This window comes from Prochlorococcus sp. G4PB16, assembly GCF_059772465.1.
Window position 1 is genome coordinate 33,157 of sequence record NZ_CM186289.1, and the last position, 25,670, is coordinate 58,826.

The following is a 25,670-nucleotide window of genomic DNA, read 5'->3' on the forward strand; positions in this document are numbered from 1 at the left end:
GTTCGTTTTCATGAGTAGAACTACCCAAAGGTGTTTGAAATGCATTCGCTTCCTCTGAGTTGGAGGCTCATTAAAGGAGCACGACTTGCTACACCAGCAGCTTCCCAGGCTTTGACCATTGCGACACTGACTTCTCGGCCTCTAGTCGCTTTGCACAATGCAAGAATGCTTGGTCCTGCTCCACTAATTGCACATCCTAAAGCTCCGGCAGCCTTTGCTGCTTCTCTAACCTCTAACCCACCTTTAATCAATCCCCATCTGTAGGGTTCATGAAGCTTGTCATGCATACCATCTGCAATTAGATCCTCATTTCCAGTCCTTAGTCCTTGAAGCAGAAGAGTAAGGGCACCTAAATTGATTACTGCATCATTTACTGGAATGTTTTCTGGCATGACACGTCTTGCTTCGCTGGTGCTAAGGCGAATAGATGGGATTGCAACTACTGCTTTTATTGATTGATCCCAATCACAGCGAACTACGCGCCATCTATCGTTTGCAGTTTTAGCTGTTACGCAAAGACCTCCTATCAATGACGGAACAACATTGTCTGGATGACCTTCTATATCTATTGCCAGCTCCAATAATTTTTCCTTAGGCAAAGGATATCCAGCAAGTGCATTCGCTCCAACTAATCCTGCCACGATTGCTGTAGCGCTGCTTCCAAGACCTCTGGCAGGTGGCACAGCTAATTTTACTCTTGCTTCAAGAGCGACAGGCTCTACACCTGCGGTTCTCCAAACTCTCTGCGCCGCTCTATAGAAAAGGTTTTCAGGACCGCCTCTTAAATGATTGCCTTCAGTACTTTCCATTATTAATTCAAACCTTTCAGCATTACCCTCAATTCTTTTAATCGTGAACTGATTGGAAAGATCGAGTGCTGCACCAAGGCAATCAAACCCTGGACCAATATTGGCTGTAGTAGAAGGAACTTCTACTACGACAGTTTGTCCTATTTTTGGCGGCCCCATGTTTTTTCCCTTTAGCTAAGTCTCCCATTTGATTCGGCACTTAAGCTTGCTCTGCAAGCTGAACTGAATAATGTCGCTTCTGGATCTTTAAGAACAATCAATGGGATTTCCTTTAAATAAGATTGAAAGCGACCCTTATTACTAAATGCATTAAGGAAGTTAGAAGAGTTTATTCCATCGAGGTTTTTTACTGCTGTTCCACCTGAAATCCATAACCCTGAAGAGCAAAGTTCTTGTAAAGCAAGGTCTCCAGCTGCAGATCCATAATTATTTAGCCATAATCGCAAAGCTTCAGACATTAATTTGTCTCCGCTATTTGCTTTTTCCCAAACAAGAGCGGGTAAATCTTTGAAAGCTGATTTCTCGTTATCCATTTTTTTTAAAGTTTCCTGAAGTGGGTGGTTTTCATTTATTGGATCATCCAATTTCCATCTGGCAATCATTCCGAGGCCAGTCCCGCTAACTATTCTTTCAATCGATACTCTTTGAATGTTTAGCTTCTTTTTTAGCCATTTGACTAATTCCCATTCGTTCTCTGTTCTTGGAGAAAATTCTCGATGACCACCTTCACTTGGAAATGTGAAAATGCCTTTAGGTGTAATTAATCCTCTGGACATTCCTAAGCCAGTCCCAGCTCCGATAATGGCAACTAATTTTTGATTAGTTTTGTACTCTGAATTTAATGTTCCTTGGATTACTTCATATTGGGATTTTTTGAAAAATGGTATTCCATAGATTAAAACTGAGAAATCATTTATTAATTCAATATTATTGATTTTTGAAAGCTGAGATAATTCTTCTGTTTCGATATTCCATCCTAGATTTGTAATCTTAACTTTCTTGCCTTTTATTGGGCCTGCTACTCCAATACAAGCATATTCAGGAAGTGATATATTATCTGGTAATTGTTTAACAAAATCTTTAAATATTGAATAAAAAGATTTCCATTCTGACGAAACATAGTATTTTTCAAATAATTTTCTTGGATAGTCTTCGTTTGAATAAACAGCTAATATTGTTTTAGTACCTCCAAGGTCTCCAGCAAGTAAATTCATTAGATATTAAAATCGTTTTTGATTTAGGATTTATTAACTTGTATACCTTTTTTGCTAATTGATTCGTCAATTATTAATTTAAACTTGTCTATACTCATATTTCCAAGATCTTTACCTTCTCTTGTCCTTACTGAGATTTCATTATTCTCTTCTTCCTTATCTCCAATAATTATCAAGAAAGGTATTCTTTGCATAGTATGTTCTCGTATTTTAAAACCGACTTTTTCATTTCTTATATCAACTTCAGCTCTGAACCCAAAGTCAATTAATTTATCTTTAGCACTAAAACAAGCTTCATTATTTCTATCAGTTATGCCCATAATCATGATTTGAACAGGTGATAACCATGTAGGAAAATTTCCTGAATAATTCTCAATTAAAATCCCAATAAATCTTTCAAAAGAACCTAAAATAGCTCTATGAAGCATTACAGGTGTTTGTTTCCTCCCTGTAATATCTATATAACTTGCGTTAAGCCTTTTAGGCATGGAGAAATCCACTTGAATTGTTCCGCACTGCCATACTCTGTTGAGACAATCTTTTAAGGAGAATTCTATTTTTGGACCATAAAAGGCACCTTCTCCAGGGAGTAGTGACCAATCTAATCCTTTTGAATCAAGTGCTTCAGATAAGGCTTTTTCTGATTTGTCCCAGATATCATCACTCCCAACCCTTTTCTCTGGTCTTGTTGAGAGCTTAATAAGAATTGAATCAAAGCCAAAGGTTTTATAAACCTCAAATACTAAATCAATAAAATTTTGGACTTCTTCTTGTATTTGTTCATCGGTACAAAAAATGTGAGCATCATCTTGGACAAAGTTTCTTACCCTCATTAAGCCATGCAGTGCACCAGAAGGCTCATTGCGATGACAAGAACCAAATTCAGAAAGTCTAATAGGAAGATCTCGATAGCTTTTTAAACCTTGATTGAATATTTGTATGTGGCATGGACAATTCATTGGTTTTATTGCATATTCCCTGTTCTCTGAGGTTGTAGTAAACATATCTTCTTTAAATTTATCCCAATGGCCTGATTTCTCCCAAAGACTCCTATCAACTACTTGCGGAGATTTAACTTCTTGATAATCATATTTTGTAATGGTTTCCCTAATAAAATCTTCTAAAACTCTATAAATAGTCCACCCTTTAGGGTGCCAAAAAACCATACCAGGTGCTTCTTCTTGTGAGTGAAAAAGTGAATATTTTTTTCCCAACTTTCTATGATCTCTTTTCTCAGCTTCTTCAATTCTAGACATATATTCTTTTAATTCTTTAGAGCTGTTCCAAGCTGTTCCATATATTCTTTGTAGCATTTCATTGTTAGAGTCTCCGCGCCAATAAGCCCCGGATACTTTCATTAGCTTAAATACTCTTAGATGTCTTGTATTTGGAACATGAGGACCTCTGCACATATCAATATATTCTTGATGTTTGTATAACTTTATGATTTCATTTTTAGGGATATTTTTAACTATGTCTATCTTGAAAATTTCACCTCTATCAGTAAAAACCTCCGTTGCTTTCTCTGGACTAACTATTTCAACTTCTACATTATAATCTCTATCAACTAACTCTTTCATTCTTTTCTCAATTTTGAGAAGATCATCAGGAGTGAAGGTATCTTTATAAGAAATATCATAATAAAAACCATCTTCAATTACTGGCCCTATTGCCATTTTTGCTTCGGGGTATAATTGCTTTACAGCATGTCCAAGAAGATGAGCGAAAGAATGTCTAATAATTTCTAGTCCTTCATCATCTTTAGAAGTAATAATCTGTATCTGAGAATTTTGAGTTATGGGAATACAAGTATCGGTTAATTTCCCATTCACTCTCCCCGCTAGAGCTGCTTTTGCTAAACCAGGACCGATTTCTGATGCTATTTGATCAATTGTGACAGCGGAATCATATTTTTTTTCAGTTCCATCAGGTAATGTAATTATCGGCATGATTTTCTACAAATTTGAGTAAAATCCTAGAGCTTCCTTAACTCTATTTAATGTTAACTTAGAAACCTCCTCAGCAGTAAGCTTACCTTTATTTAGTATTCTTTTTAACTCTTCTGGATCATTCATTAATTCTTTATATTTTTCTTGAATTGGTTTAAGAACGTTAATCATTGCTTCTGTAAATTCTGGTTTGAATTTACCCCAGCCCATTTCTGCACAATACTCAGCTGCTTTCTCTCTACCTTTGCCAGAAATTATTGAATAAATTGTTAGAAGATTATCAGCTTCAGGTCTTGAAGGATTTCCAAATTCTAATCCTAATTCTGAGTCGGTTTTTGCACGTTTTATTTTCTTAGTAATTACATCTGGACTATCTAATAAAGTAATCCTACTATTCTCATTTGGGTCGCTTTTACTCATTTTTTTTGTTCCGTCAGTCAGACTCATGACTTTGGAACACTCTTTCAAAATTAAAGGATTTGGAACTTTAAGTATTGGATTATCTTTTGTTCCGAATTTTGAATTAACTCGTTGAGAAGCAATATCTCTCGCAAGCTCTAGATGTTGCTTTTGATCTTCTCCAACAGGAACCAAATCAGCGTCATAGAGAAGAATATCCGCTGCCATAAGAACTGGATAATCTAATAATCCAATAGAGACATTATCTCCTTGTTTAATTGACTTTTCCTTGAACTGAATCATTCGCTCCATCCAATTTAAGGGAGTTAAGCAATTTAATATCCAGCAAAGCTCGCTATGGGCGCTTATCTGACTTTGAATGAATATTGAGCATTTATTAGGATTCATCCCACAAGCAATATACAAAGCGGCTGTAGATAGAGAATTTTGATGAAGAGATTTTGGGTCATGCGGAGTGGTTATCGCATGAAGATCAACAACGCAAACAAAGGTTTCGTAATTTTCTTGTAATTCAACCCAATTTCTTATTGCTCCAAGCCAATTACCAATATGAACATCTCCTGTGGGTTGAACACCAGATAAGACTCGCTTCTGATTCACTTATCCTTGCTCGCTTTTATTTGTGGAATCATCTTCATTTGAACTTGATTCTGTTTCTTTATCATTATCTTTTTTTTCAGGATCTTGAGCAACATTGTTTGCCTGATCAGTATCAGCGACCACTTGTTCTTTAACTGGCTTTTCTGGTCTTGCAAAAGGGTTTGGCTTTGTTTTGGCTGAGTTGTTACTCTCGCCGTTATAGTTTCCCCTGTTACCCCTGCCTCTTCTTTGGTCATTGGCTGGCGCTTGAGACCTATATTCGTTAACTAAATTTTCAAGACTTCCATCTTCAAGCATTTGGGCAAGAGTTCTTACTGCGAAACCTAGAACAGCCACAGTAGATCGAAGATTAAAGGCTTCTTGTAATGATCTTGCTGCTCGCATTTCATTGTCGCTTAAGCGAATACGAAAGCCTCCCTCTCTATTGTTAGGACCTCTGCCACCTCTGAAATTATTACGCCCATTTTGTCTTTGGTTTTGGAATTCGCCACCACCTGATTGATTATTGGTGTAAGAGTCACCCATGAACATATTTGCCAATAGGGGCAAGTGTGACGCATAGCCGGTACTTTTGCGACATATTTGAATATCTTGATTAGCACTTTCACATCTAACGATATGGATCACAGGGGGAATGATTTGATTTCTTTAGGAATAAATTTTTTTCTTAAAAACGTAAAACCTTCTTTCTTTGAGGTTATTAAGGGAAAATTTGCTTTAAAATGAAAGTTAGCTAAGAAGAAACTGTATTTATTGAAATCGTGGAAAATCATTCATTAACAAAATCTTCTCTCTCCTTACCTTCTTTTTCGATTCCGAAAATTAGTCTCTTTATTGGGCTAACCATCACAGGTCAATGGGTTTTGAGTGATGTGGCCCATATCCCTGGAGGTGGATTTGGATTGCTATTAGGACTTGGTTGTATTTTTTATTTTTTAAAACCAGGAAAGGTTTCATTTGATACCCCATCAACTGTTCAAGGATGGTTAAGGAGATGTCATGACGTTTTAGAGGATTTTGAGTACTTACTTGAGGATGGAGAGCAAAGTGAAAGAAAAAAAGAAAGAATTAACTCCTTGCAAAAAATTATTGACAGAGGGGAAGATCAAAACATTGGTTTCTTGAAAACAAAAGGCGTGAAATTACCCGATAAAGAGAAATTGGAAAAAGTTTTAGGAGTCAAAAAACAAATAAGAGTTTCTTTTCCACCAGCTCTTCCTGTAAGAGATCGAAATTGGATCTTGCCAGATTTAATTCAAGAACAAGATTTTATTGTTTATTCTTTGGAACTTCCAATGAGCGCAGCTGATCTTTTGTGGATTAAAAATATCCCCACTGATCAGCCAGCTTGGCTAATGGTTGCATGTAAAGAATCTACTAATTGGTCTGATGAACGAAATGCATTAGAGGCTCAATTACCAGATAGATGGAATAGCAGGTTATTGAAATGGAATGGATCCCAAACAGAAATGGAAACGGTTCTTTCTCCAATTAAAAAACTTCTTGAAAATCCAAAGAAGAATACAGACATAACTAAGCAAAGACTTTTATCTCGCTTGCATACTTCTTGGCAAAAAGATTTAGAGAAATTAAGAAGGGAAAAATTCAAGGTTATTCAATCAAAATCTCAGTGGATAGTTGCTGGTATTGTTTTCGCCTCCCCTGTCGCCTCAACTGATTTACTTGCAGTTGCAGTTGTTAATGGCTTAATGATCAAAGAAATGTCAAAAATATGGTCTTCCAAAATGAAGCCAGAATTACTTGAGGCAGTTTTACGACAGTTAGCAATGGCTGCAATTGGTCAAGGAGTGGTTGAGTGGAGTGGACAATCCTTGTTGAGCTTGGCAAAGCTTGATGGTTCCTCTTGGGTGGCTGCTGGAACAATTCAGGCCTTGAGTGCTGCTTATTTAACAAGAGTGGTTGGAAGATCGATGGCCGATTGGATGGCTATCAATAATGGAGTTACTCAGCCTGATTTAGAACTTATTAAGCAACAAGCTCCTCAGCTAGTATCAAAAGCTGCTGAGCTAGAAAGAGTTGATTGGGTAGCTTTTTTAAAGCAATCAAAAGAATGGATTCAATCTCAATCTAATAATTACAAAATAAAAACAGTTTGATTTTATGACTTTTCTAGTAAAATTTTGATTTGTATTTATAAAAAACAAATAATTTCTAATTTTAAAATATGATTAATGAGAAGGCTTTTTCTAATTTGATGTATAAGAAAAATAAATTAATTAGATTCACTATTTTCTATGCTTTCATTATTTTATGCTTGTCAGCATGTGTAAATAAAAACACATACAACTCAGTCACTGAAAAACCTTTAGTCCTAACTACTTTTACAATTTTGGCAGACCTTGCTGAAAATGTCGCTGGAGAAAGATTAGAAGTTAAATCAATTACAAAACCAGGCGCAGAGATCCATAGCTACCAATTTACACCTAGTGATATTGTAAAAACTAAAGGAGCAAAACTAATTCTTGAAAATGGTTTAGGTCTTGAAGCTTGGATTTCGAAATTTATGATAAGTACGGGAGAAATCCCCAAGATTAAATTAACTGAAGGGATAAAGCCACTCTTGATAGATGGGGACGCTTATGCAGGGAAGCCCAATCCTCATGCCTGGATGTCGCCGAGAAAAGCCATTAATTATGTAGATAACATAGTTGATGCTTTTATCAAGATAGATCCTGATGGAGTTGATGTATACAGATTAAACGCTTCAACCTATAAAGCTAAGCTCGAATCGCTTGATAAAGAGCTAAGGGATTCTCTAACCTCAATTTCTAAAGAAAAAAGATTTTTAGTGACCTGTGAAGGAGCCTTTTCTTATCTTGCCAATGATTACGGAATGAAGGAGGGTTACTTGTGGCCAGTTAATGCTGAAAGCCAGGCGACTCCAAAGAGAGTGGTTAAGCTTATAGAGCTAATCAAAGAGAATGATGTTCCAACGATTTTTTGTGAAAGTACGGTGAGTCGAAAAGCACAAATGGAAGTTGCAAAATCTAGTGGTGCTATTTTTGGGGGTACTTTTTATGTAGATTCACTTTCAGAGCCAGATGGACCAGCTCCCACTTACATAGAATTACTCAGGCACAATGTTCGATTAATTACTCAAGGCTTAACTCCTGAAACATAAAAAATAATGAATCCAATTTTTAAGAGTCATGAAAAAGATTTTATGCGAATTGAGGCAGATCAGGTTTGTGTCGATTACAACGGTACTGTTGCCCTATATGACGCTAGTCTAAATTTAAAAGCTGGATCGATATGTGGTCTGGTTGGAATGAATGGCGCGGGGAAATCAACTTTTTTTAAAGCTTTAATGGGCTTTCTTAGACCATCAAGGGGAAAGATAAGGATAAATGGACTTAGAGTCAATCAAGCTCAAAAGGATCAGACAGTAGCTTATGTACCGCAAAATGAAGGCATCGATTATGCCTTCCCCATAAGTGTTTGGGATGTTGTGATGATGGGTCGATATGGAGCTATGAATATTTTTCGCATACCAAGAGAGTCAGATAGAAGAGCAGTTTTTCATGCATTGGAGAGAGTTGATCTTCTAGATCTAAGAGATAGACCAATTGGATCATTATCAGGTGGTCAGCGCAAAAGAACTTTCCTTGCTAGAGCTATAGCTCAAAGGGCTTCAGTTCTTCTTTTAGATGAACCTTTTTCTGGGGTTGATGTGCCCACTGAAAAACTAATGTCTGAGCTTTTTTTGCAGTTTAGACAAGAAGGGCACACTATTTTGATCTCTACCCATGATTTGAATCATGTGAGAGATTTTTGTGATTTTGTAGTTCTCATTAATAAGACAGTTCTTGCCTATGGAGAGACTTCGGAAGTATTTACATCGGAAAATATCAATAAAACATTTGGGGGAATGCCACCAAATCCTTTGTCAGCGCCAGAGTCGAGTAAAGATTTTGTAAATGAGTGATCTTTTGATTTCCATTGCGCCAATTAATTGGCTTTTGGATCCATTAACTCATGAATTCATGAGGAGAGCCTTGATGGTTAGTGCATTAGTGGGGGGTGTTTGCGGCCTTCTGTCTTGTTATATGACATTAAAAGGATGGGCCTTGATGGGAGATGCGGTTTCTCATGCAGTCATGCCAGGAGTGGTAGTTGCTTATGCCTTAGGGCTTCCTTTCTCTTTAGGTGCTTTTGTTTTTGGAGTTGGTTCAGTTGCTTTGATTGGATTTATTAAACAGAAATCTAGAATTAAAGAAGACACTGTAATAGGTCTTGTCTTTACTGGCTTTTTTGCATTAGGCATTGTATTGGTTTCAAAAATTAAAAGTAACATTGACCTTATGCAGATTCTCTTTGGTAGCCCTCTAGGTATTTCTCAGTCAGATGTTAATCAGACTTTGATAATCTCTTTTATAGTTATATTTATTTTGCTTCTATTTAGAAAAGATTTAATGCTTTATTGTTTCGATGCTAAACACGCTCGCTCTATAGGGATAAATACTGGAATTCTTCATTATTTGTTGTTAACTTTATTATCACTATCTGCTGTAGTGGGTTTGCAAACTGTTGGTATCATTCTTGTGGTAGCAATGTTGATCACTCCTGGAGCAACAGCATACTTGCTAACTGATCGTTTTGATAGAATGGCAATATTAGCAGTAATAAGTAGCTCTTTCTCTAGTATTTTAGGTGTTTATATAAGTTATTGGTCAGATATTGAAACAGGAGGATCTATTGTGCTAGTGCAAACATTAATATTTTTAATAGCGTTCTTATTTGCTCCAAGATATGGAATATTTAAAAACCAAACTCTTTTAAATAGTGATTAAATTAATACAAATATGAGTAATCTTGCTTCCGAACAAAAATGGAAATGGTGGCCTCTCTTGCCTCTTTATCCGTACGGCACTAAAAGAACAATATTTCGTGAATTAGTGCCTAATCAGATATGGAGTTTTGAACAACTCCAAGGTATTTATTATGTTGCCGTCCCCGTGAGGTTATTAGTTGTAAGAGTAAAGAATGAATTGATGATAATTAACCCTCTTCCTCCGACTGATGAATTGCTGAAGAACATAGAGGTCCTTCAGCAAAAAATCGGACCTGTAAAAACTATTGTTTTACCAACCGCTTCTGGTTTGGAACACAAAATTGCTCTTCCTGCTTTAGCTAGAGCTTTTCCTTATTCAAAAATATGGGTTTGCCCAGGGCAATGGAGTTTTCCAATTCAATTGCCTTTTGATTGGTTAGGTATTCCATCTAAAAGAACAAATATTTTATTGGCCGATGGCTTCCCTCATAGTGAATATTGTGAGTGGTTTTCATTAGGCCCCATTGATATTGGCTTGGGACGCTTTCAAGAGATATCTTGTTTTCACAAACCATCAAGATCTTTGTTGGTCACTGATGCACTTGTAGGTATTGAAGAGACTCCTCCAGAGCTTTTTGATTTGGACCCTACCCCATTATTGTTTCATTCTAGAGAGAAGGGTTCTGAAGAACTCATTGATACGCCGATTTTAAGAAGAAAAGGATGGCTTCGTTTAGTTCTTTTTGCTTCTTACTTGAGACCTGAGAAGTTGGTCATACCAAAAATAAAAGAAATTCTTGGAAACTCTTTTAAAGCAAATTTAAGAAATAAAAGAGCACATTTTGGAATATACCCTTTTTCTTGGCAGCAAGGCTGGGAGCTGTCCGCTAAAAAAATTGTAGGAAAAAATACCCCTCTAATACAAATTGCACCTGTAATAGAAAGGTTGGTTTTCCCTAGAGGACAAAAAGCATTAACAACTTGGTTAAATAAAGTTGAATCCTTACAAGGTCTTTCATGGCTAATTTCCGCTCATTACAGCGGGAAAGTTAGATTTTCAAAAAATGAAATAAAAGGTTTAAAAAATAAAATTAACAGATCAGACTGGGCCCAAAGTAAAGGTGACTTTGGTTTTTTAAGTTGGTTAGATCAAAAATTATTGAAAATCGGTGTAGTGCCTGTGGATCCTCTGAAAAAGTTTAGTGCTTAAATTTTATCTGGGTCGACTGACATCTCTTTATCGGATAAAAGTGTTTCTTCTAACTGTTTCCTTTGCTCCATTTGTCTAAGGAAGTAACCAGTCATCATTGCAGAGGCTAATAAACTAGCCAAATTATCCTTGCTGGAAGTTACTTTTACCTCAAATTGCTCTCCAGGAAGCATTCCAAGTAAACCTTGAACATTGTGTCGGATTATTTCTTGAATTTCGGGACTAGCAGATTTGGCAACTCTTTGTAAAACATCAGCAGGCTGATCTTGTAAGTACTGTATTAGAGCATTTGCCTCATGGCCTTCATTATTGTCAGTAGCTAAAAATTCAGGATTAAACATCCAGCTTTTTCAATTAATTACACACTATCGCAAAACGTACTCCAATAAAATTTAATTTAGGTTATGGGAACCGAATAGGCCTATTTTTTTTTAATGGCCAGTACCTTGTAAGTGCTGTACCGATAACATTTTTTTCTGGGAGAGGTCCCCAAACATGTGAGTCTAAACTATTATTTCGGTTGTCTCCTAAAACCCAAAGTGAATTATCAGGTACATTTATTGCTTCCATTTCATATTGGATAGCTTCTTTAATCCAAGGTTCATTTATTTCTTCTTCGTTTCTAAATAGTTTTCCATTGGAAACTTCTATTTTGTCTCCAGGTAATCCAACAACTCTTTTTATTAGTGCTGAACCATCACTGTAGCCTGCTTCTGTAAGGATTTTGGGGGGGGTGAAAATAACAATCGTATTTAAATTTAAATGTTTATTTAGTTTCTTATTAAGTCTTGGGGTTATTTTTTCTATCAATATTCGATCTTGAATTTGCAAAGTTGGAATCATTGATCCAGATGGAATCCATCTAGGCTCAACTACTTGCCATCTGAATAAAAGCGCAATTAGTATCCAAACCAACAAACTTTTCCAATTATTTTGGTTGTGATTCTTTTTTGATTCGGCGGAGGTCATGAATTTTCTTTGTTTAAGTTTCTTGTTTGAAAGTTTTTTACAAAAATCGAAGTAGTTTTTCTTTTGGAAATTTCATTAGCACGTTACAATTTTTTTATTAGCTTAGAGCTCCTTAAAACTCTAGTAGCAAAGGGAGTGAAATATTTTGTTCTTTGCCCCGGCAGCAGATCAGGTCCTCTTGCATTAGCAGCAGCAAGTCTCTCTAAAAGAGAAGAATTAACACTAATAACGTCAATTGATGAAAGGTCAGCAGCATTTCTTGCTTTAGGAATCAGTGCAGCTAGTGGACAAGTAAGTTGTGTTATTACAACTTCTGGAAGTGCTGTCGCAAATCTTTTGCCGGCGGCTGTTGAAGCAGACAGGTCATGCCATTCAATCTTGTTTTTAACTGCAGATAGACCCTTGCGATTAAAAGAGTGTGGAGCAAATCAAGCAGTTAATCAAGAGGATTTTCTGAAGTCTGTTTGTAGACATTTTGATGAATCTCCAAAAGAAGGAATTCATTTAATTTCTAAAGAGAGACTGACATCCTTAATTGAAAAATCATTCGAAATGGCTTCAGATATCCCTGGCCCAGTTCATATTAACCTTGCTTATGAAGAACCTTTGCATCCCTGTGAAATTGACCAAGAGAAAGTTCTTGATGGATGGGTCTTTGAAGGATTTTTAAAGAACAAAATTATTTCAACTAAGACTGAGTCTTTTAAAAATACCCCATCTTTAAGACTGCCAAAATTAGATCCATTCTCTTTGGGAATAATCATTGTTGGCCCATGGAGAGGGAAAGCAAAAGACCTTCTTTCTTTTAGGGAAGCATTGAAGAAATGGCAAAAATTAACTAGTTGGCCAATTCTGGCTGATCCACTCTCTGGAGTTCTTAATGATCAAGAAGGGTTAATAAATCATTGGGATCTTTTTTTCTCAACAGGTTTATTTGAAAAAATCAAAGAGATTCAGGTCTTACGCTTGGGTCCACTCCCACCAAGTAGAGAATTACAAATTTGGCTTAAAAAACCTGGAAAAATTCAATTACTTATTACTGAGGGAGATTATAGAAATCTTGATCCTATAGGTGTATCAATTCAATATAGTGAAGGATTTTCTTTTTGGGTTAATAAATTGTTTGAGAGTATTACCACGAAGCCAGCAATAGATAAAAAAATTGTTAGTCAAAGATTGACTAAAGAGCTTGTAAATTATGATTTATTCATCCATGATTGGCTTGATAAAAGGTTGTTTAGAAATGGGTTGATTACAGAACCTGCTTTGGCTAGATTTCTATCTCGTCTTTTGCCTAGTTCTGTCCCTGTTATGCTTGCCTCAAGTAGTCCTATAAGAGATTGGTTGAGTTATTCGGGAGATGGGGCTTTCTTAAGAAGGTGCTTCGGCTTTAGAGGATGTTCAGGCATTGATGGAACACTCTCAATGGGTATGGGATTATCAATAATTATGGGGAGAATGGTATTGATCACAGGTGACTTGGCACTTCTTCACGATACTAATGGTTGGCTATTTTCAAAGGATAAAAATATTAGTCTAATCGTAATCATGATAGATAATGGAGGAGGTGGTATATTTAATCAATTAAATATAGATAGAATTCAAGAAGGAGATTTTGAAGAAATTTTTCTTATGCCTCAGCAAGTTTGTCATCTTACACTTGCAAAAGCCTATGGATTGAAATATAAGCAAGTTTCTTGCTTATATGATTTAGAACAAGCAATTGAATGGAGTTTTTCTTTATCAACAAATGTATTAATAAGAGTTTGTACTAACTCTGTTGAGGATCATAAATTGAGAGTAAGTTTACGTGATGAACTAAAAAGAACATTATCTGAGAATTTATCAAGTTTTAACTAATTTAAAAATGACTTTAAAACCTGTCACACCTAAAGAAATCTCTAGAAGAGTTCTCCCTGGGGAAATTATTACCTCATGGGTTTCTTTTGGTGAATACAAAGATATCCTGCTTGATATAAGTCCCGAGGGAATTGCTCGCGTTGCGATAAATCGTCCTGAGAAAAGAAATGCTTTTCGACCTCAAACAATCTCAGAACTTTGTGATGCATTTATCAGAATAAGAGAAGATCCGAACATTGGAGTTGTTTTATTTACCGGGGTTGGACCTTCAAAAGATGGAAAGTTCGCTTTTTGTTCTGGTGGAGATCAAACTATCCGTGGAAGTGGTGGATATCTCGGTGATGATGGTATTCCACGTTTAAACGTCCTCGATTTACAACGTATAATTAGGAGCCTTCCAAAAGTAGTTATTGCGCTTGTACCTGGCTTCGCAATAGGAGGTGGACATGTTTTACACTTGATTTGTGACTTGAGCTTGGCTGCAGATAATGCAATCTTTGGTCAAACAGGACCTAAAGTGGGGAGTTTTGATGCAGGTTTTGGATCAAGTTATTTAGCAAGGGTTGTGGGTCAAAAGAAGGCCAGAGAAATTTGGTTCCTTTGTAGGAAGTATGGAGCGCAAGAAGCTTTAGATATGGGACTAATAAATGCCATCTCACCGATTAATTTGCTCGAGTCAGAGGGGGTTAAGTGGGCTAGAGAGATACTTCAAAACAGTCCAACTGCCATAAAATGTTTGAAATTCTCTTTTAATGCTGATACCGATGGATTAGCTGGTATACAAGAGCTCGCTGGCCAGGCAACACATCTTTTTTATACGACTGATGAGTCAAAGGAGGGAAGAAATGCTTTCATGGAGAAAAGGGATCCTGATTTCTCCGAATCAAAATGGCTTCCATGATTTTATTTGATTTATCCGAAAGATAAATCTTTCTTTTTAATGAATTAAATGCGAATACTTTTTGCTGCTGCAGAATGCGCCCCAATGATAAAAGTTGGAGGTATGGGTGATGTTGTTGGTTCATTACCTCCTGCTCTTAAAAAACTTGGACATGATGTTCGATTAATAATTCCAGGCTATGGAAAACTATGGACTTTGATGGATATTGCACCTGAACCTATTTTTCGAGCCAACACAATGGGTGTTGACTTTTCTGTTTTTGAAACAAGGCATCCATCTAATGGATTGCCAATTTACTTAGTTGGACATCCATGTTTTGATGCTGAGCGTATTTATGGGGGAGAAGATGAAGATTGGAGGTTTACTTTTTTTGCAAGTGCAGTCTCTGAATTTGCATGGAATTCATGGAAGCCACAAGTTCTCCATTGTCATGATTGGCATACTGGGATGATCCCCGTTTGGATGCATCAAGATCCCGAAATCAGTACAGTATTTACTATTCATAATCTCAAGTATCAAGGCCCCTGGAGATGGAAACTTGATCAAATAACCTGGTGCCCATGGTATATGCATGGTGATCACACAATGGCATCAGCAATGTTGTATGCCGATAGAGTTAATGCGGTATCTCCTACTTATTCAAGGGAAATCCAAACATCTGAATATGGAGAAAAATTAGAGGGACTTTTGAATTATATTTCAGGGAAATTACGTGGAATATTGAATGGAGTTGATCTGGATGAGTGGAATCCAGCAAAGGATAACTCATTGCCAGCTAAATTTAGTGTAGATAATATTTCTGGCAGAGCAATTAATAAAAGAGTCCTTCAAGAGAGAATGGGACTTGAGGTGAATCCAGATAAATATCTAATGGGTATGGTTGGTAGACTTGTTGATCAAAAAGGTATTGATCTTTTACTGCAAGTAGCTAATAGGCTTCTTTCTTATACTGACTCTCAAATCGTTGTTCTTGGTACAGGTGATCGTTATTTAGAGTCATCTTTATGGCAGCTTGCGATTGAGTATCCTGGTCGTTTTTCTGTTTTTCTTACTTACGATGATGCTTTATCTAGGCTCATTTATGGAGGAGTTGACGCATTCCTAATGCCTAGTCGATTTGAACCATGTGGAATCAGTCAATTATTGGCTATGCGTTATGGTGCAATTCCGATCGTTAGAAAAGTAGGAGGTTTAGTTGATACGGTAGAGCCTTATAATCCCATGAATGGAACAGGTTCTGGATTTTGCTTTGACAGGTATGAACCAATTGACTTCTATACAGCATTAGTTCGATCTTGGGAAGCTTATAGACATCAAAAAAGTTGGAGGGAGTTACAAGTGAGAGCGATGTCGAATAAATATAGTTGGGATAGATCGGCGAAGGAATATGAATTAATGTATAAAGATGTTTGTGGGATTAAGGAGCCTTCTCCCGATGCAGCAGAGGTCGAAAAGTTTTCTTATGGCCAAGAGGCAGATCCTTCAAGGAAAGGTAAAAAAATAAAATTATAGTTTTTTTGAGTCTTTAGATTACTTTACTTCTGTGCATGTATTTATATGGAGATTACTTTTAAGGACTTAATTGCACTATGGGGGAAGCCAGTTAATCAAGAGGAAATGGATCTTGATTTAGCTGTTGGTTCTGTCTCTACTGACTCTAGAACAATTGAAAGAGGTGATTTCTTTATCCCTTTAGTAGGTAATACATTTGATGGCCATGATTACTTAGATATGGCTTTTGATAATGGCATACAAGCAGCAATAGTTTCTGAACAATTTAAAGGTTTGGTGCCAACAGGCTTGATTCACTGGGTGGTCCCAGATACTCTGTATGCCTATCAACAGATCGCATTGCTTCATCGGAGAAATTTAAATCTTCCTGTAGTTGCTATTACTGGTTCTGTTGGAAAAACAACTACAAGAGAATTGATAAAAGCAATTTTGTCTTCTCTTGGTGAAATTGTTACTAGCAGAGGGAATGAAAATAATGATATCGGTGTTCCAAAAACTCTTCTTAGAGGGTCTGAAAAAGATGCTGCTTTTGTTCTTGAAATGGGTATGCGTGGCTTAGGTCAAATTGAACGTCTCTCTCGAGTTGCTGAGCCTGATATTGCAGTAATAACAAATGTGGGACAAGCTCATATTGGTATTCTCGGTAGTAGAGAAAATATTGCGAAAGCTAAGTCGGAAATCACCTCGAATTTAAGATCTGATGGCGTGGTGATTATCCCCTTTGGGGATAACCTCTTAGAGAAAGCTTTATGTGAAAAATGGTCAGGACGTATTGTTCGAGTAGCGATAGAAGGAGTTTCACTGAATTGGTTCGGTAGTAAAGATGAGTGTTTTGCTTTTAAAGATATTAAACCGGATTATCTTTCTCAAATTGACATGCAGAATAAGCTCATGTCTTTTGAGGGCAATAAATTTAAATTACCCCTAGAAGGAATACATAATGCTATGAATTTTTTGATAGCATTGACTGTCGCAACTGAATTAGGGCTATCATTAAAGAATCTAGATCAATTAAAAATCAATATGCCGGTCGGAAGAAATAGATTAGTTAATTGTGGACAATTTTTAGTTTTAGATGAGACTTATAATGCATCTCCCGAATCTGTTATTGCATCTTTAGAGTTATTAGTAAGCAAGCCTGGCAGACATTTTGCAGTTTTAGGTACGATGCTTGAGTTGGGCACTGAGAGTATTTCACTTCATCAGAAAGTTCTTAGAAGAGCCGTTGAATTAGGTCTTACTGGAATTGTTTTTGTCTCTTATGGGGAAGAAAATAATTTTATAAAAAAGATAATCAAAGAATTGCCAAATCATGATGTAGTGAAAACTCCAAGAGATGCTGCTATGTCATTATTGTCCTGGCTCTCACCAGGAGACAATATTCTGATTAAAGGAAGTCGTATGTTGGAATTAGAGAAAGTATTACCTTATTTACAGCGATAACCAATTTTATGTGGTTAGTCTGTTTTGGTTCGAATAATTGCTTTTGATCTCTCAACTACTAGACTCTTATCTGGAATATCTTTGCTTATTGTTGAGCCTGCGCCGATTGTTACATGTGAGCCAATCTTGATGGGCGCAACTAGTACTGAATTTGCACCAGTTTTTGAATAATCATCAATAATTGTTTGATGTTTATTCTTACCATCAAAATTAGCTGTAATAGTCCCTGCTCCAAGATTAATGCTTTTCCCAAGAGTTGAATCCCCTACATAGCTTAAATGATTGATTTTTGTTCCTTCACCAATAAAACTTTTTTTTATTTCTACAAAGTTTCCTATCTTAGAATTTTCACTTATATTTGATTCCGGCCTTATGTGAGCGAATGGACCAATTGATGTATTATTTCCAACCTTAGCTTCATTGATGAATGAATGAATGGCTAATACATTTTCCGCAAGTGTTGAATTTGTTATGACACTACCTGGCCCTATATGACAACCATTGCCAATATCGCATTTACCACGAAAATGGGTTTGTGGCTCAATGATTACGTCTTTACCAAAGTTCGAATCCTCACTTAGTGAACAACTAATAGGATCGATAAATGAAACTCCTTTACTCATCCAAAGGGATTTAAGCTTTTCTTGGACGTATTGTTCGCATTCAGATAGTTGAAATCTATCATTAATGCCCTTAATCTCATATGGATTATCTACCTGAAAATGTAATGCTTTTTTGAGTAAACTTATAGTATCTGTTAGATAAAGTTCATTTTGACTATTTTTGCTAGATAATAAGTTTAAAACATCTGATAATTGTTGCCAATTGAAACAATATATGCCTGCATTTATTAATTTATTTTTTCTCTGTTCGTTAGTGCAATCTTTCTCCTCAATAATTTTTTTTACAAGTCCTGACTCATCTGTGAATACTCGACCATAGCCTATTGGTGAGTCTAAACTTGCAGATAAAAAAGTTACACTAGCGTTGGATTCTTTGTGGGATTTTATAAGTGAGTTTAGAGTTTTCTCCTTTAGGAGTGGGACATCACCATTCAATACTAAAAGCTCTCCTTTAAATCCTTTTAACTTTGGTCTTAATTGTTGGATTGCATGTCCAGTTCCATTTTGAGGTTGCTGAAGAACAAAATCTAAGTCTTGATGACTTTTTAGAGAGTCTTTTACTAAGTTAGCTTGATGTCCTACAACTATTAATCTACGGCTTGGATTAAGGCCCTGAGTACAGGACAAAACTCTATCAATAAGTGATTTCCCTGCTAAAGGATGAAGAACCTTAGGCAGCTTACTTTTCATTCGCGTTCCTTTCCCAGCCGCTAAAATTGCGATGGCAAGCATTAGAGTACTTTTTTGAAGAAATCTAATTGCTTTATTACTTTTGCGCAGTATTCCATCGTTTTCTCCATGATGAAGTGTTTATTAATTGACTTTTAGATTGTTCTAGTTCTCTGATTGAAATAATTTCTTTAGATTTCCCTTCCCCTGTTGGATCTCTGTAAGGAATTGATGAACGTGTAGTTAGGTGTTCTAATTCCCTGGTGCTTAAGTCTTTAAGCTTGCTATTCTTTGAAATGAACTCTTTCCCTATTGGTCTTTTCATAGCAACTGTCCCTGAGCTCCATTTGCTTGAGGTATCAGTTGAGGGAGCTATTGAGTAGATTTTTAAGCCAGCTCTTTTGAAACTCGCTCTAATTGAGGCAGCAGTTGAATATGTAATCAAGCGGCCGTCGTAAGAAAGTCTTTCTTTTAATGAAGAGATGAATTCCTCGCTCCATAGCTCGGGACACTTTTGTGGAGAAAAAGGATCAAGAAGAATTAAATCAAACAGTAGAGAATCTTTTATTTCATATATTTTTTTTCTTGCATCTCCCCAGTGAATAGTTCCTTCGTTAAAACCTTCAGTCCATTTCCCTGATTTGTTTAAGGAATTAAAAAAATGCAATACTTTTGGAGACCAAATTTCCTGAAATTTTTTTTCATTAAGACAAAGATTTAGAGGCCTTTGATCAATCTCAAGTCCATGCCATTCGATTTTAATATTGCGTTGAAGTAACTCTTCGAGTATAGATCCAGTATTGTACCCTAAGCCCATACAAACATCTAAAATAACTATTTTTTCTGCATTAGAAAATTGCTCTAATTGAGCAGGTAATAGATATTTATTAATTGATTCTCTGAGTGCTCCGTCTCTATCATGAAATCCTTCTTCATAGCTAAAGCTATAAAGACTTAAACTCCCATCTTTTGTCGTTTGTTTTTTATAGTCATCCAATTCTAAGAAAAATTAATTTTTTTGTTGAAGTCTCTCAAGATGACTCCAAAAATCAGGATATGAGATTGAAGCAGCTTCACTACGTCGTAATGTCGAATTAGAATTAGCCATTATTGATGCAATAGCTAGACTCATTGCTATACGGTGATCATCTTCACTATCAAGCTCGCATCCTTCTAAATTATTTCCTCCATAGATAGTCAGACCATCTTGATATTCATCTACTTTGGCTCCCATTCTTTTTAACTGCCTGGTCATTACAGCTAATCTATCAGTTTCTTTAACCCTCAATTCACTTGCTCCTTTTATTTGACTGATACCATTACAAAAACATGCTGCTACGGATAATACAGGAATCTCGTCTACAAGCCGAGGCATTATCTCACCACCAATTTTAAATGGTTTCAAGTTCTTTTCGTAGGAAACTTCAATGTCTCCGACAGGCTCGCCGGCCACATCTCTTTTGTTTATTATGTTGATATTTGCTTCCATTATTTCTAATACATCAAGTATTCCAGTTCTTGTTGGATTAAGGCCAACATTTTCAACAATTAATTCTGATCCGGGTATGATGCTACCTGCAACCAACCAAAATGCAGCTGAACTGATATCACCCGGAACAATAATTGATTGACCTTTTAAATCTTTACCCGGGGAAACAGTTATATGTCTACCCATTTCACCCCCAACTTCCAGGTTGGCTCCAAAGGCTTTTAACATTCTCTCGCTATGATCTCTTGATCTGGCGGGTTCAATAACAGTCGTTGAACCCTCTGCATTAAGAGCCGCTAGTAGGATTGCAGATTTTATTTGAGCACTTGCTACTGGAGTGCCAATTACGGCACCTCTTAATTTGTTCCCAATAATCGATAAAGGAGCTAAGTCTCCACCGCATCTTCCAGAAACTTTAGCCCCCATCATTCTTAGCGGCTGTCCTACTCTTTTCATTGGCCTATTTCGGAGTGATTTATCTCCTGTAAGGATGAAATGATGATTTTCTTGACCGGCTAATAATCCCATTATTAATCTCATAGTTGTTCCTGAATTTCCGCAGTTCAAAATATCCTCAGGCTCTTGGAGTCCATTTAATCCAACGCCCTCGATTTCAATAATGTCTCCTTTCCTGATTGGACTAATCTTTACGCCCATTGACCTAAGGCATTCAGCAGTACTTATTGGATCTTCGGCAGGTAAAAGACCCTCAATTATTGTTTTCCCCTTAGCGATAGCACCAAACAGCAGTGCTCGATGAGAGATTGATTTATCTCCAGGTACTTTCACTTTCCCACATAGTGACCCTCCTTTAGGAAGGTCTCTTAAAGACTTATCTTTAGTGGGAACTTTCAATGAAAAAACAAAATATTATTTTTTATTTTATTTATCGATAAGCTTTATTCTTGATTTATGAATTGTTTATTTGTTTTTGACGCATTAGTTCGTCGATAACGTAACCAAATAATTCTGGATTTGGTTGTTTGTTTTCCAGCTCCGACAAGCCTAGCTCTGCCCATCTTTCATCGACTTTATCTTCAAGTTCTTTAGGCCTTGTTAATGGTTTGCCCCAATCATGATTTTTCTCTGGGCCAATTTTTGTTGTTGCATCAATAGCTAATCTTCCTCCTAATCCGATATGTTCACTCGCGAAATCAAGAGTATCAAAAGGAGTATTCTCGAGTATAAATAAATCTCTTTGAGGGTCAACTTGGCTGGATAGGACCCAAACTACTTGCCTAGGATCTCTTACATTGATAGTTGAATCGACTACAACGACAAATTTTGTATATGTAAATTGGGGTAAAGCACTCCAAAACGCCATAGCAGCTCTTTTCGCCTGGCCTGGATATGCTTTGTCAATGGATATAACTGCTAACTTATAACTCAAGGCTTCCATCGGTAGGAAAAAATCAATAATTTCAGGGATTTGTTGTTTAAGTATTGGTGTATAAATTCGATTTAATGCTATAGCCAGCATGGCTTCTTCTTTTGGAGGCCTACCGCTAAAGGTTGTTAAAAATACAGGTTTTTTCCTTTGAGTCATGCAGTGAAATCTAATTAAAGGTGAGGACTCAGCACCCCCATAGAAACCCATATGGTCTCCAAAAGGACCATCCATCATCTCTTCTCCAGGAGATATGGATCCTTCAAGAACAATTTCACTATGACTAGGTACCTGAAGATCAATAGTTTTGCATTTTGTTAATCGAACACCCTCTCCTGCATACAAACCTGCAAAAAGCCATTCGCTGAGCTGCACTGGAATTGGAGTTGCTGCCGCCATGACAAGAAGTGGATGAACTCCAATAGCAACAGCTACTTCTAACTTCTTATTCATTGCAGCTGCTTTTCTAAGATGCCTGGCTCCTCCTCGTACACTTAACCAATGGACTGTCATGCTCTTTGCGGATTGTCTTTGGAGTCTGTAAACACCAACATTTGGCACGCCTGTTTCAGGATCTTTCGTTATTACTAGTCCTAAAGTGATGGCACCTCCAGCATCCTCTGGCCAGGGACGTAAAAGTGGTAAATGATTTAGATCCAAATCTTTTTCACCAATTACCTTTTGATGGCATGGTGGTAATAGATCAATATCAGGACGTGCTTTAAGTAGATCCCAAGCAACTGAAGCAAAAGCTTTTGTTTCTCTAAATCCTTTCGGAGGTCGCGGTTGCTGAAGAAGTGCTAATTTTTTTCCAAGATCCTCCAATTCTTCTTGCTTCTCTAAGCCCATACTCCAAACCACACGTTCCATTGTCCCAAGTAAATTGACTGCAACAGGAATTGATGATCCTTTAACATTTTCAAAAAGTAGAGCAGGTCCTCCCATGCCAAGTACACGGTCACTTATAGCCGCAATTTCTAAGTCACTATCAACTGGACTGCTTATTCTCTTTAGTTGACCTTTTTTATCTAGAAGAGTAAGAAAATCTCTTATATCCCGTGTAAGAGGTTCTTGACGAAATAATTTCATGAAGGTCTGCAGGATTAACCTATATATCTAATTACTGTGACGCAACTTATCAGTCTTTGTGGAAATGAAACTTTCTTATTTTTATACAGCGGCAGATGTGCCGAGTGGAATTATTCCTGAATCATCAGTAGTTATTGATGTTCTTAGAGCTACAACAACTATTGCTTGGGCACTTGAAAATGGTGCTGATTCAGTACAAGTGTTTGCAGATGTTGATGAACTTAAAAATCAGGCAAAGAGTTTTGACCCAAAAGATAAAATACTAGTTGGGGAGAGAGGAGGAAAAAAATTAGATGGATTTGATCTAGGAAATTCTCCATTAGGAGTTTCCACTGAGAGAGTAAAAGGAAAAAGAGTTTTCATGAGTACTACTAATGGAACAAGGTCACTTCATCGTGTAAGAGAATCTAAAAGTTTGTATACGATGGCACTTCCAAACAGAAAAGCTATTGCGGAAAGATTGAAAAGTGATAATCCCAAAGAAGTTTGGATTGTTGGTAGTGGGTGGGAAGGTTCCTACTCTTTGGAAGATTCTCTAGCAGCTGGTGCTTTAGCTTCTATTTTAATGGATCAATTAGAGTCGGTTCAGATATTAAATGATGAATTGATGGCCTCGATAGCACTATGGAAAAATTGGGAGAATGATGTTGAAGGATGTTTACGTATTGCAAGTCATGGACAAAGGCTTGCAGGAATAGGTAATCATGATGATGATTTCGCTTGTTGCTCTTCTTTGGACAATCTTTCTATCATTCCAAAACAGATGGAGATGGGCGTACTTCGCTCAAACTAACTTTTAAATTATTTTTTATTTATTTAACTCAGTGTCAGATTTTTTGGCTGCGGCCTTACAGCTAACAAGTACCTCAGACATAGACGCAAATCTCAATGCTGCAGAAGAACAAATTGAGTTGGCGTCAAGGCGTGGGGCTGATCTTGTGGGACTACCTGAAAACTTTGCCTTTTTGGGCGAAGATCAGAAAAAATTAAAAATTGCATCTTCAATATTTGAAAAATGCAATAGTTTTTTGGTGACGATGGCAAGAAGATATCAAGTCGTTTTGCTTGGTGGTGGTTTTCCTGTCCCTGCTGGTGATGGAGTAAGAACTTTAAATAGAGCGGAGTTGTTTGGTAAGGACGGTCAATCTCTAGCAAAATATGACAAAATTCACCTTTTCGATGTTGATCTTCCTGAGGGCAATACTTATAGAGAATCTGAAACTATTGTTTCCGGAAGTGAGTCTCCACCTGTTGTTGATGTCCCAGGCCTTTGCAAAATCGGATTATCTATTTGTTACGACGTTAGATTCCCTGAACTTTATCGGGATTTGGTAAATAAAGGCGCAGATCTATTAATGATTCCAGCAGCTTTTACTGCTTTTACGGGAAAGGATCATTGGCAAGTCTTGCTCCAAGCGAGAGCTATTGAAAACACAGCTTATGTTGTTGCACCAGCTCAAACTGGTCGTCACTATGGCAGAAGACAAAGTCATGGACATGCAATGGTTATTGATCCATGGGGGACAGTTCTGGCAGATGCAGGGGTAGTCCAAGGAGCAGCAATAGCTCCTGCTGATAAAGAGAGAGTTGGGAGAATAAGAGGACAAATGCCCAGCCTAAAACATAGAAAAACAGAGCTTTTTATTTGATGTTTAAAGATCAATCTTTAAAATCAAAACTAGGATTGTTTGCAGGATTTGTTTTTTGTTCAAATCTTTTTATTTCTTTACCGCTCAGATCTGCTAGTGCTCTCGCGGCTTGGGCCTTAACTAGTAACGGGACTCTTAAATTACGAACTTCCTCTGGGGCTAAATTAGATGCTTTTTATCAATCCTCAACCACTAATAAAGGTGAGAGGGTTTGGATAGATTTCCCTGGAGAATTAAGTCGTCCTAGGACTATTAAAGGTAATGGATCAGTCAAGGAAATCAGACTAGGTAAACCCTCCAAGGGCAAAACAAGGCTTGTTATTGAGTTTCTTCAATCAGTTGAATTAGAACCCTCAAAATTACAATTAATTGGTATATCACCAAACAACTGGGAATTGGAACTTTTTGGCCTAGAAAGTAATTCTTTCCGTTCTATTGAAGAAGGAAATATCCTAAGAAACTCAATTAAAAGAACTTTTGAAAAAATAAATACTCAAGATTTAGATGTTACTTCTTTGCCATATGTACCCTATGGAAAATATAAAGTAGTTATAGATCCTGGCCATGGTGGGTCAGACCCTGGTGCTGTTGGAATAAATGGACTGAGAGAAACTGATATTGTTTTAGAAGTGTCAAAGAGTGTTTCAGGATTTCTTACTAATAAAGGTGTAAAAACTATTTTAACGCGGAATTACGAGACAACATTAGATTTACAGCCAAGAGTTAACAAGGCTAATAATTCAAAAGCGGATGCTTTTGTGAGTATTCATGCAAATGCAACACGAGGAAAAAGAAAAGATGTGAATGGTTTAGAGACTTATTATTACTCTGGTTATAAAGGTTATTCTTTAGCAAAAAATATTCAAAAACAAATTTTAATTGTTTCTCCACAAAGCCCTGATAGAGGTGTTCGTAGATCACGCTTTTATGTAATTAGAAAAACATCAATGCCTGCAGCTTTAGTAGAGATTGGATTTGTTACTGGCAGATATGATGCCGATTTATTACGACAAAAAGCTTACAGGGATAAAATGTCCTTTGCTATCGCTAGGGGAATACTGAATTATCTAAAAGTTTCAAATTAG

23 protein-coding genes are annotated in these 25,670 nt (G+C 36.8%); 12 read left to right on the plus strand and 11 right to left on the minus strand.

What is annotated here, in order from left to right:
• Positions 1-20: 20 nt before the first annotated feature.
• From thrB to AC6EIZ_RS00180, 5 genes are read right to left on the minus strand one after another with little or no spacing between them, the layout of a single operon-like run.
• On the minus strand, positions 21-968 hold the full coding sequence (gene thrB, locus AC6EIZ_RS00160; protein WP_498511334.1) for a homoserine kinase: 948 nt from the start codon (positions 966-968) through the stop codon (positions 21-23).
• Between the two features lie 11 nt (positions 969-979).
• Positions 980-2,023 (minus strand): glucokinase, encoded by a 1,044-nt coding sequence (locus tag AC6EIZ_RS00165; RefSeq protein WP_498511336.1) that lies wholly within the window; start codon positions 2,021-2,023, stop codon positions 980-982.
• Positions 2,024-2,046: 23 nt separating this feature from the next.
• Entirely contained in the window at positions 2,047-3,972 is a 1,926-nt protein-coding gene (gene thrS / locus AC6EIZ_RS00170; RefSeq protein WP_498511338.1) for a threonine--tRNA ligase, read from the minus strand.
• Between the two features lie 6 nt (positions 3,973-3,978).
• Positions 3,979-4,992 (minus strand): tryptophan--tRNA ligase, encoded by a 1,014-nt coding sequence (gene trpS / locus AC6EIZ_RS00175; RefSeq protein ID WP_498511340.1) that lies wholly within the window; start codon positions 4,990-4,992, stop codon positions 3,979-3,981.
• Entirely contained in the window at positions 4,993-5,523 is a 531-nt protein-coding gene (locus AC6EIZ_RS00180) for a DUF8668 family protein (RefSeq protein WP_498513279.1), read from the minus strand.
• Positions 5,524-5,753: 230 nt separating this feature from the next.
• Here AC6EIZ_RS00180 and AC6EIZ_RS00185 point away from each other — a divergent pair, with 230 nt between their 5' ends.
• The 5 genes from AC6EIZ_RS00185 to AC6EIZ_RS00205 all read left to right on the plus strand — a co-directional run bounded on the left by AC6EIZ_RS00185 (position 5,754) and on the right by AC6EIZ_RS00205 (position 10,994).
• Positions 5,754-7,109: a YcjF family protein gene (locus AC6EIZ_RS00185; RefSeq protein WP_498511342.1), complete on the plus strand. Its 1,356-nt coding sequence runs from the start codon at positions 5,754-5,756 to the stop codon at positions 7,107-7,109.
• Positions 7,110-7,177: 68 nt separating this feature from the next.
• Positions 7,178-8,134, plus strand: coding sequence for a metal ABC transporter substrate-binding protein (locus AC6EIZ_RS00190; RefSeq protein ID WP_498511344.1), 957 nt, complete (start codon positions 7,178-7,180; stop codon positions 8,132-8,134).
• Positions 8,135-8,140: 6 nt separating this feature from the next.
• Positions 8,141-8,938 carry a metal ABC transporter ATP-binding protein gene (locus AC6EIZ_RS00195; protein ID WP_498511346.1) on the plus strand — a complete coding sequence of 266 codons (798 nt, stop codon included), beginning with the start codon at positions 8,141-8,143 and terminating at the stop codon, positions 8,936-8,938.
• Positions 8,931-9,803, plus strand: coding sequence for a metal ABC transporter permease (locus AC6EIZ_RS00200; RefSeq protein ID WP_498511348.1), 873 nt, complete (start codon positions 8,931-8,933; stop codon positions 9,801-9,803). Before AC6EIZ_RS00195 ends, AC6EIZ_RS00200 begins: the two co-directional genes overlap by 8 nt.
• Before the next feature lie 12 nt (positions 9,804-9,815).
• Complete coding sequence (locus AC6EIZ_RS00205; protein WP_498511349.1) at positions 9,816-10,994, plus strand: DUF4336 domain-containing protein; 1,179 nt, start codon at positions 9,816-9,818, stop codon at positions 10,992-10,994.
• Here AC6EIZ_RS00205 and AC6EIZ_RS00210 read toward each other — a convergent pair.
• Positions 10,991-11,335, minus strand: coding sequence for a DUF760 domain-containing protein (locus AC6EIZ_RS00210; RefSeq protein WP_498511351.1), 345 nt, complete (start codon positions 11,333-11,335; stop codon positions 10,991-10,993). The two genes, AC6EIZ_RS00205 and AC6EIZ_RS00210, sit on opposite strands and share 4 nt — an antisense overlap.
• A gap of 61 nt (positions 11,336-11,396) precedes the next feature.
• Positions 11,397-11,963, minus strand: a complete 567-nt coding sequence (lepB, locus tag AC6EIZ_RS00215; protein WP_498511352.1) for a signal peptidase I — start codon at positions 11,961-11,963, stop codon at positions 11,397-11,399.
• Positions 11,964-12,026: 63 nt separating this feature from the next.
• On the opposite strand from lepB, the gene menD reads away from it, so the two are divergent.
• From menD to AC6EIZ_RS00235, 4 genes are read left to right on the plus strand one after another with little or no spacing between them, the layout of a single operon-like run.
• Positions 12,027-13,823: a 2-succinyl-5-enolpyruvyl-6-hydroxy-3-cyclohexene-1-carboxylic-acid synthase gene (gene menD / locus AC6EIZ_RS00220; RefSeq protein WP_498511354.1), complete on the plus strand. Its 1,797-nt coding sequence runs from the start codon at positions 12,027-12,029 to the stop codon at positions 13,821-13,823.
• 7 nt (positions 13,824-13,830) lie between these two features.
• Entirely contained in the window at positions 13,831-14,724 is an 894-nt protein-coding gene (gene menB, locus AC6EIZ_RS00225; RefSeq protein WP_498511356.1) for a 1,4-dihydroxy-2-naphthoyl-CoA synthase, read from the plus strand.
• Between the two features lie 48 nt (positions 14,725-14,772).
• Complete coding sequence (glgA, locus tag AC6EIZ_RS00230) at positions 14,773-16,236, plus strand: glycogen synthase GlgA (RefSeq protein WP_498511358.1); 1,464 nt, start codon at positions 14,773-14,775, stop codon at positions 16,234-16,236.
• 45 nt (positions 16,237-16,281) lie between these two features.
• Positions 16,282-17,679, plus strand: coding sequence for a UDP-N-acetylmuramoyl-tripeptide--D-alanyl-D-alanine ligase (locus tag AC6EIZ_RS00235; RefSeq protein ID WP_498511359.1), 1,398 nt, complete (start codon positions 16,282-16,284; stop codon positions 17,677-17,679).
• Positions 17,680-17,693: 14 nt separating this feature from the next.
• Here the strand turns inward: AC6EIZ_RS00235 and glmU are convergent, their stop codons facing one another.
• The 4 genes from glmU to AC6EIZ_RS00255 are packed head-to-tail and all read right to left on the minus strand — an operon-like array spanning position 17,694 to position 22,936.
• The gene (gene glmU / locus AC6EIZ_RS00240; RefSeq protein WP_498511360.1) at positions 17,694-19,034 is read right to left on the minus strand and encodes a bifunctional UDP-N-acetylglucosamine diphosphorylase/glucosamine-1-phosphate N-acetyltransferase GlmU; all 1,341 of its coding nucleotides are present in this window, start codon (positions 19,032-19,034) and stop codon (positions 17,694-17,696) included.
• Positions 19,035-19,068: 34 nt separating this feature from the next.
• On the minus strand, positions 19,069-19,968 hold the full coding sequence (locus AC6EIZ_RS00245; protein ID WP_498511361.1) for an MnmC family methyltransferase: 900 nt from the start codon (positions 19,966-19,968) through the stop codon (positions 19,069-19,071).
• Between the two features lie 12 nt (positions 19,969-19,980).
• A complete protein-coding gene (gene aroA, locus AC6EIZ_RS00250; RefSeq protein WP_498511362.1) occupies positions 19,981-21,315 on the minus strand; it encodes a 3-phosphoshikimate 1-carboxyvinyltransferase in 1,335 nt (444 codons plus the stop codon).
• 55 nt (positions 21,316-21,370) lie between these two features.
• Positions 21,371-22,936 carry a UbiD family decarboxylase gene (locus AC6EIZ_RS00255; protein WP_498511364.1) on the minus strand — a complete coding sequence of 522 codons (1,566 nt, stop codon included), beginning with the start codon at positions 22,934-22,936 and terminating at the stop codon, positions 21,371-21,373.
• A 64-nt stretch (positions 22,937-23,000) separates the two neighbouring features.
• Between AC6EIZ_RS00255 and AC6EIZ_RS00260 the strand changes: the two genes are divergently transcribed.
• Genes AC6EIZ_RS00260 through AC6EIZ_RS00270 form a run of 3 tightly spaced genes read left to right on the plus strand, consistent with a single transcriptional unit; the run spans position 23,001 to position 25,670 of the window.
• On the plus strand, positions 23,001-23,729 hold the full coding sequence (locus AC6EIZ_RS00260) for a 2-phosphosulfolactate phosphatase family protein (RefSeq protein ID WP_498511366.1): 729 nt from the start codon (positions 23,001-23,003) through the stop codon (positions 23,727-23,729).
• 31 nt (positions 23,730-23,760) lie between these two features.
• Positions 23,761-24,585, plus strand: a complete 825-nt coding sequence (locus tag AC6EIZ_RS00265; protein ID WP_498511368.1) for a carbon-nitrogen hydrolase family protein — start codon at positions 23,761-23,763, stop codon at positions 24,583-24,585.
• On the plus strand, positions 24,585-25,670 hold the full coding sequence (locus tag AC6EIZ_RS00270) for an N-acetylmuramoyl-L-alanine amidase (protein WP_498511370.1): 1,086 nt from the start codon (positions 24,585-24,587) through the stop codon (positions 25,668-25,670). Before AC6EIZ_RS00265 ends, AC6EIZ_RS00270 begins: the two co-directional genes overlap by 1 nt.

Excerpts from the sequence above, each read along its gene's own strand:
- thrB (WP_498511334.1), bottom strand. The coding sequence starts at position 968 with ATGGGGCCGCCAAAAATAGGACAAACTGTCGTAGTAGAAGTTCCTTCT.
- AC6EIZ_RS00165 (WP_498511336.1), bottom strand. The coding sequence starts at position 2,023 with ATGAATTTACTTGCTGGAGACCTTGGAGGTACTAAAACAATATTAGCT.
- thrS (WP_498511338.1), bottom strand. The coding sequence starts at position 3,972 with ATGCCGATAATTACATTACCTGATGGAACTGAAAAAAAATATGATTCC.
- AC6EIZ_RS00180 (WP_498513279.1), bottom strand. The coding sequence starts at position 5,523 with ATGTTCATGGGTGACTCTTACACCAATAATCAATCAGGTGGTGGCGAA.
- AC6EIZ_RS00190 (WP_498511344.1), top strand. The coding sequence starts at position 7,178 with ATGATTAATGAGAAGGCTTTTTCTAATTTGATGTATAAGAAAAATAAA.
- AC6EIZ_RS00195 (WP_498511346.1), top strand. The coding sequence starts at position 8,141 with ATGAATCCAATTTTTAAGAGTCATGAAAAAGATTTTATGCGAATTGAG.
- AC6EIZ_RS00200 (WP_498511348.1), top strand. The coding sequence starts at position 8,931 with ATGAGTGATCTTTTGATTTCCATTGCGCCAATTAATTGGCTTTTGGAT.
- AC6EIZ_RS00205 (WP_498511349.1), top strand. The coding sequence starts at position 9,816 with ATGAGTAATCTTGCTTCCGAACAAAAATGGAAATGGTGGCCTCTCTTG.
- AC6EIZ_RS00210 (WP_498511351.1), bottom strand. The coding sequence starts at position 11,335 with ATGTTTAATCCTGAATTTTTAGCTACTGACAATAATGAAGGCCATGAG.
- lepB (WP_498511352.1), bottom strand. The coding sequence starts at position 11,963 with ATGACCTCCGCCGAATCAAAAAAGAATCACAACCAAAATAATTGGAAA.
- menB (WP_498511356.1), top strand. The coding sequence starts at position 13,831 with ATGACTTTAAAACCTGTCACACCTAAAGAAATCTCTAGAAGAGTTCTC.
- glgA (WP_498511358.1), top strand. The coding sequence starts at position 14,773 with ATGCGAATACTTTTTGCTGCTGCAGAATGCGCCCCAATGATAAAAGTT.
- AC6EIZ_RS00235 (WP_498511359.1), top strand. The coding sequence starts at position 16,282 with ATGGAGATTACTTTTAAGGACTTAATTGCACTATGGGGGAAGCCAGTT.
- glmU (WP_498511360.1), bottom strand. The coding sequence starts at position 19,034 with ATGCTTGCCATCGCAATTTTAGCGGCTGGGAAAGGAACGCGAATGAAA.
- AC6EIZ_RS00255 (WP_498511364.1), bottom strand. The coding sequence starts at position 22,936 with ATGAAATTATTTCGTCAAGAACCTCTTACACGGGATATAAGAGATTTT.
- AC6EIZ_RS00260 (WP_498511366.1), top strand. The coding sequence starts at position 23,001 with ATGAAACTTTCTTATTTTTATACAGCGGCAGATGTGCCGAGTGGAATT.
- AC6EIZ_RS00270 (WP_498511370.1), top strand. The coding sequence starts at position 24,585 with ATGTTTAAAGATCAATCTTTAAAATCAAAACTAGGATTGTTTGCAGGA.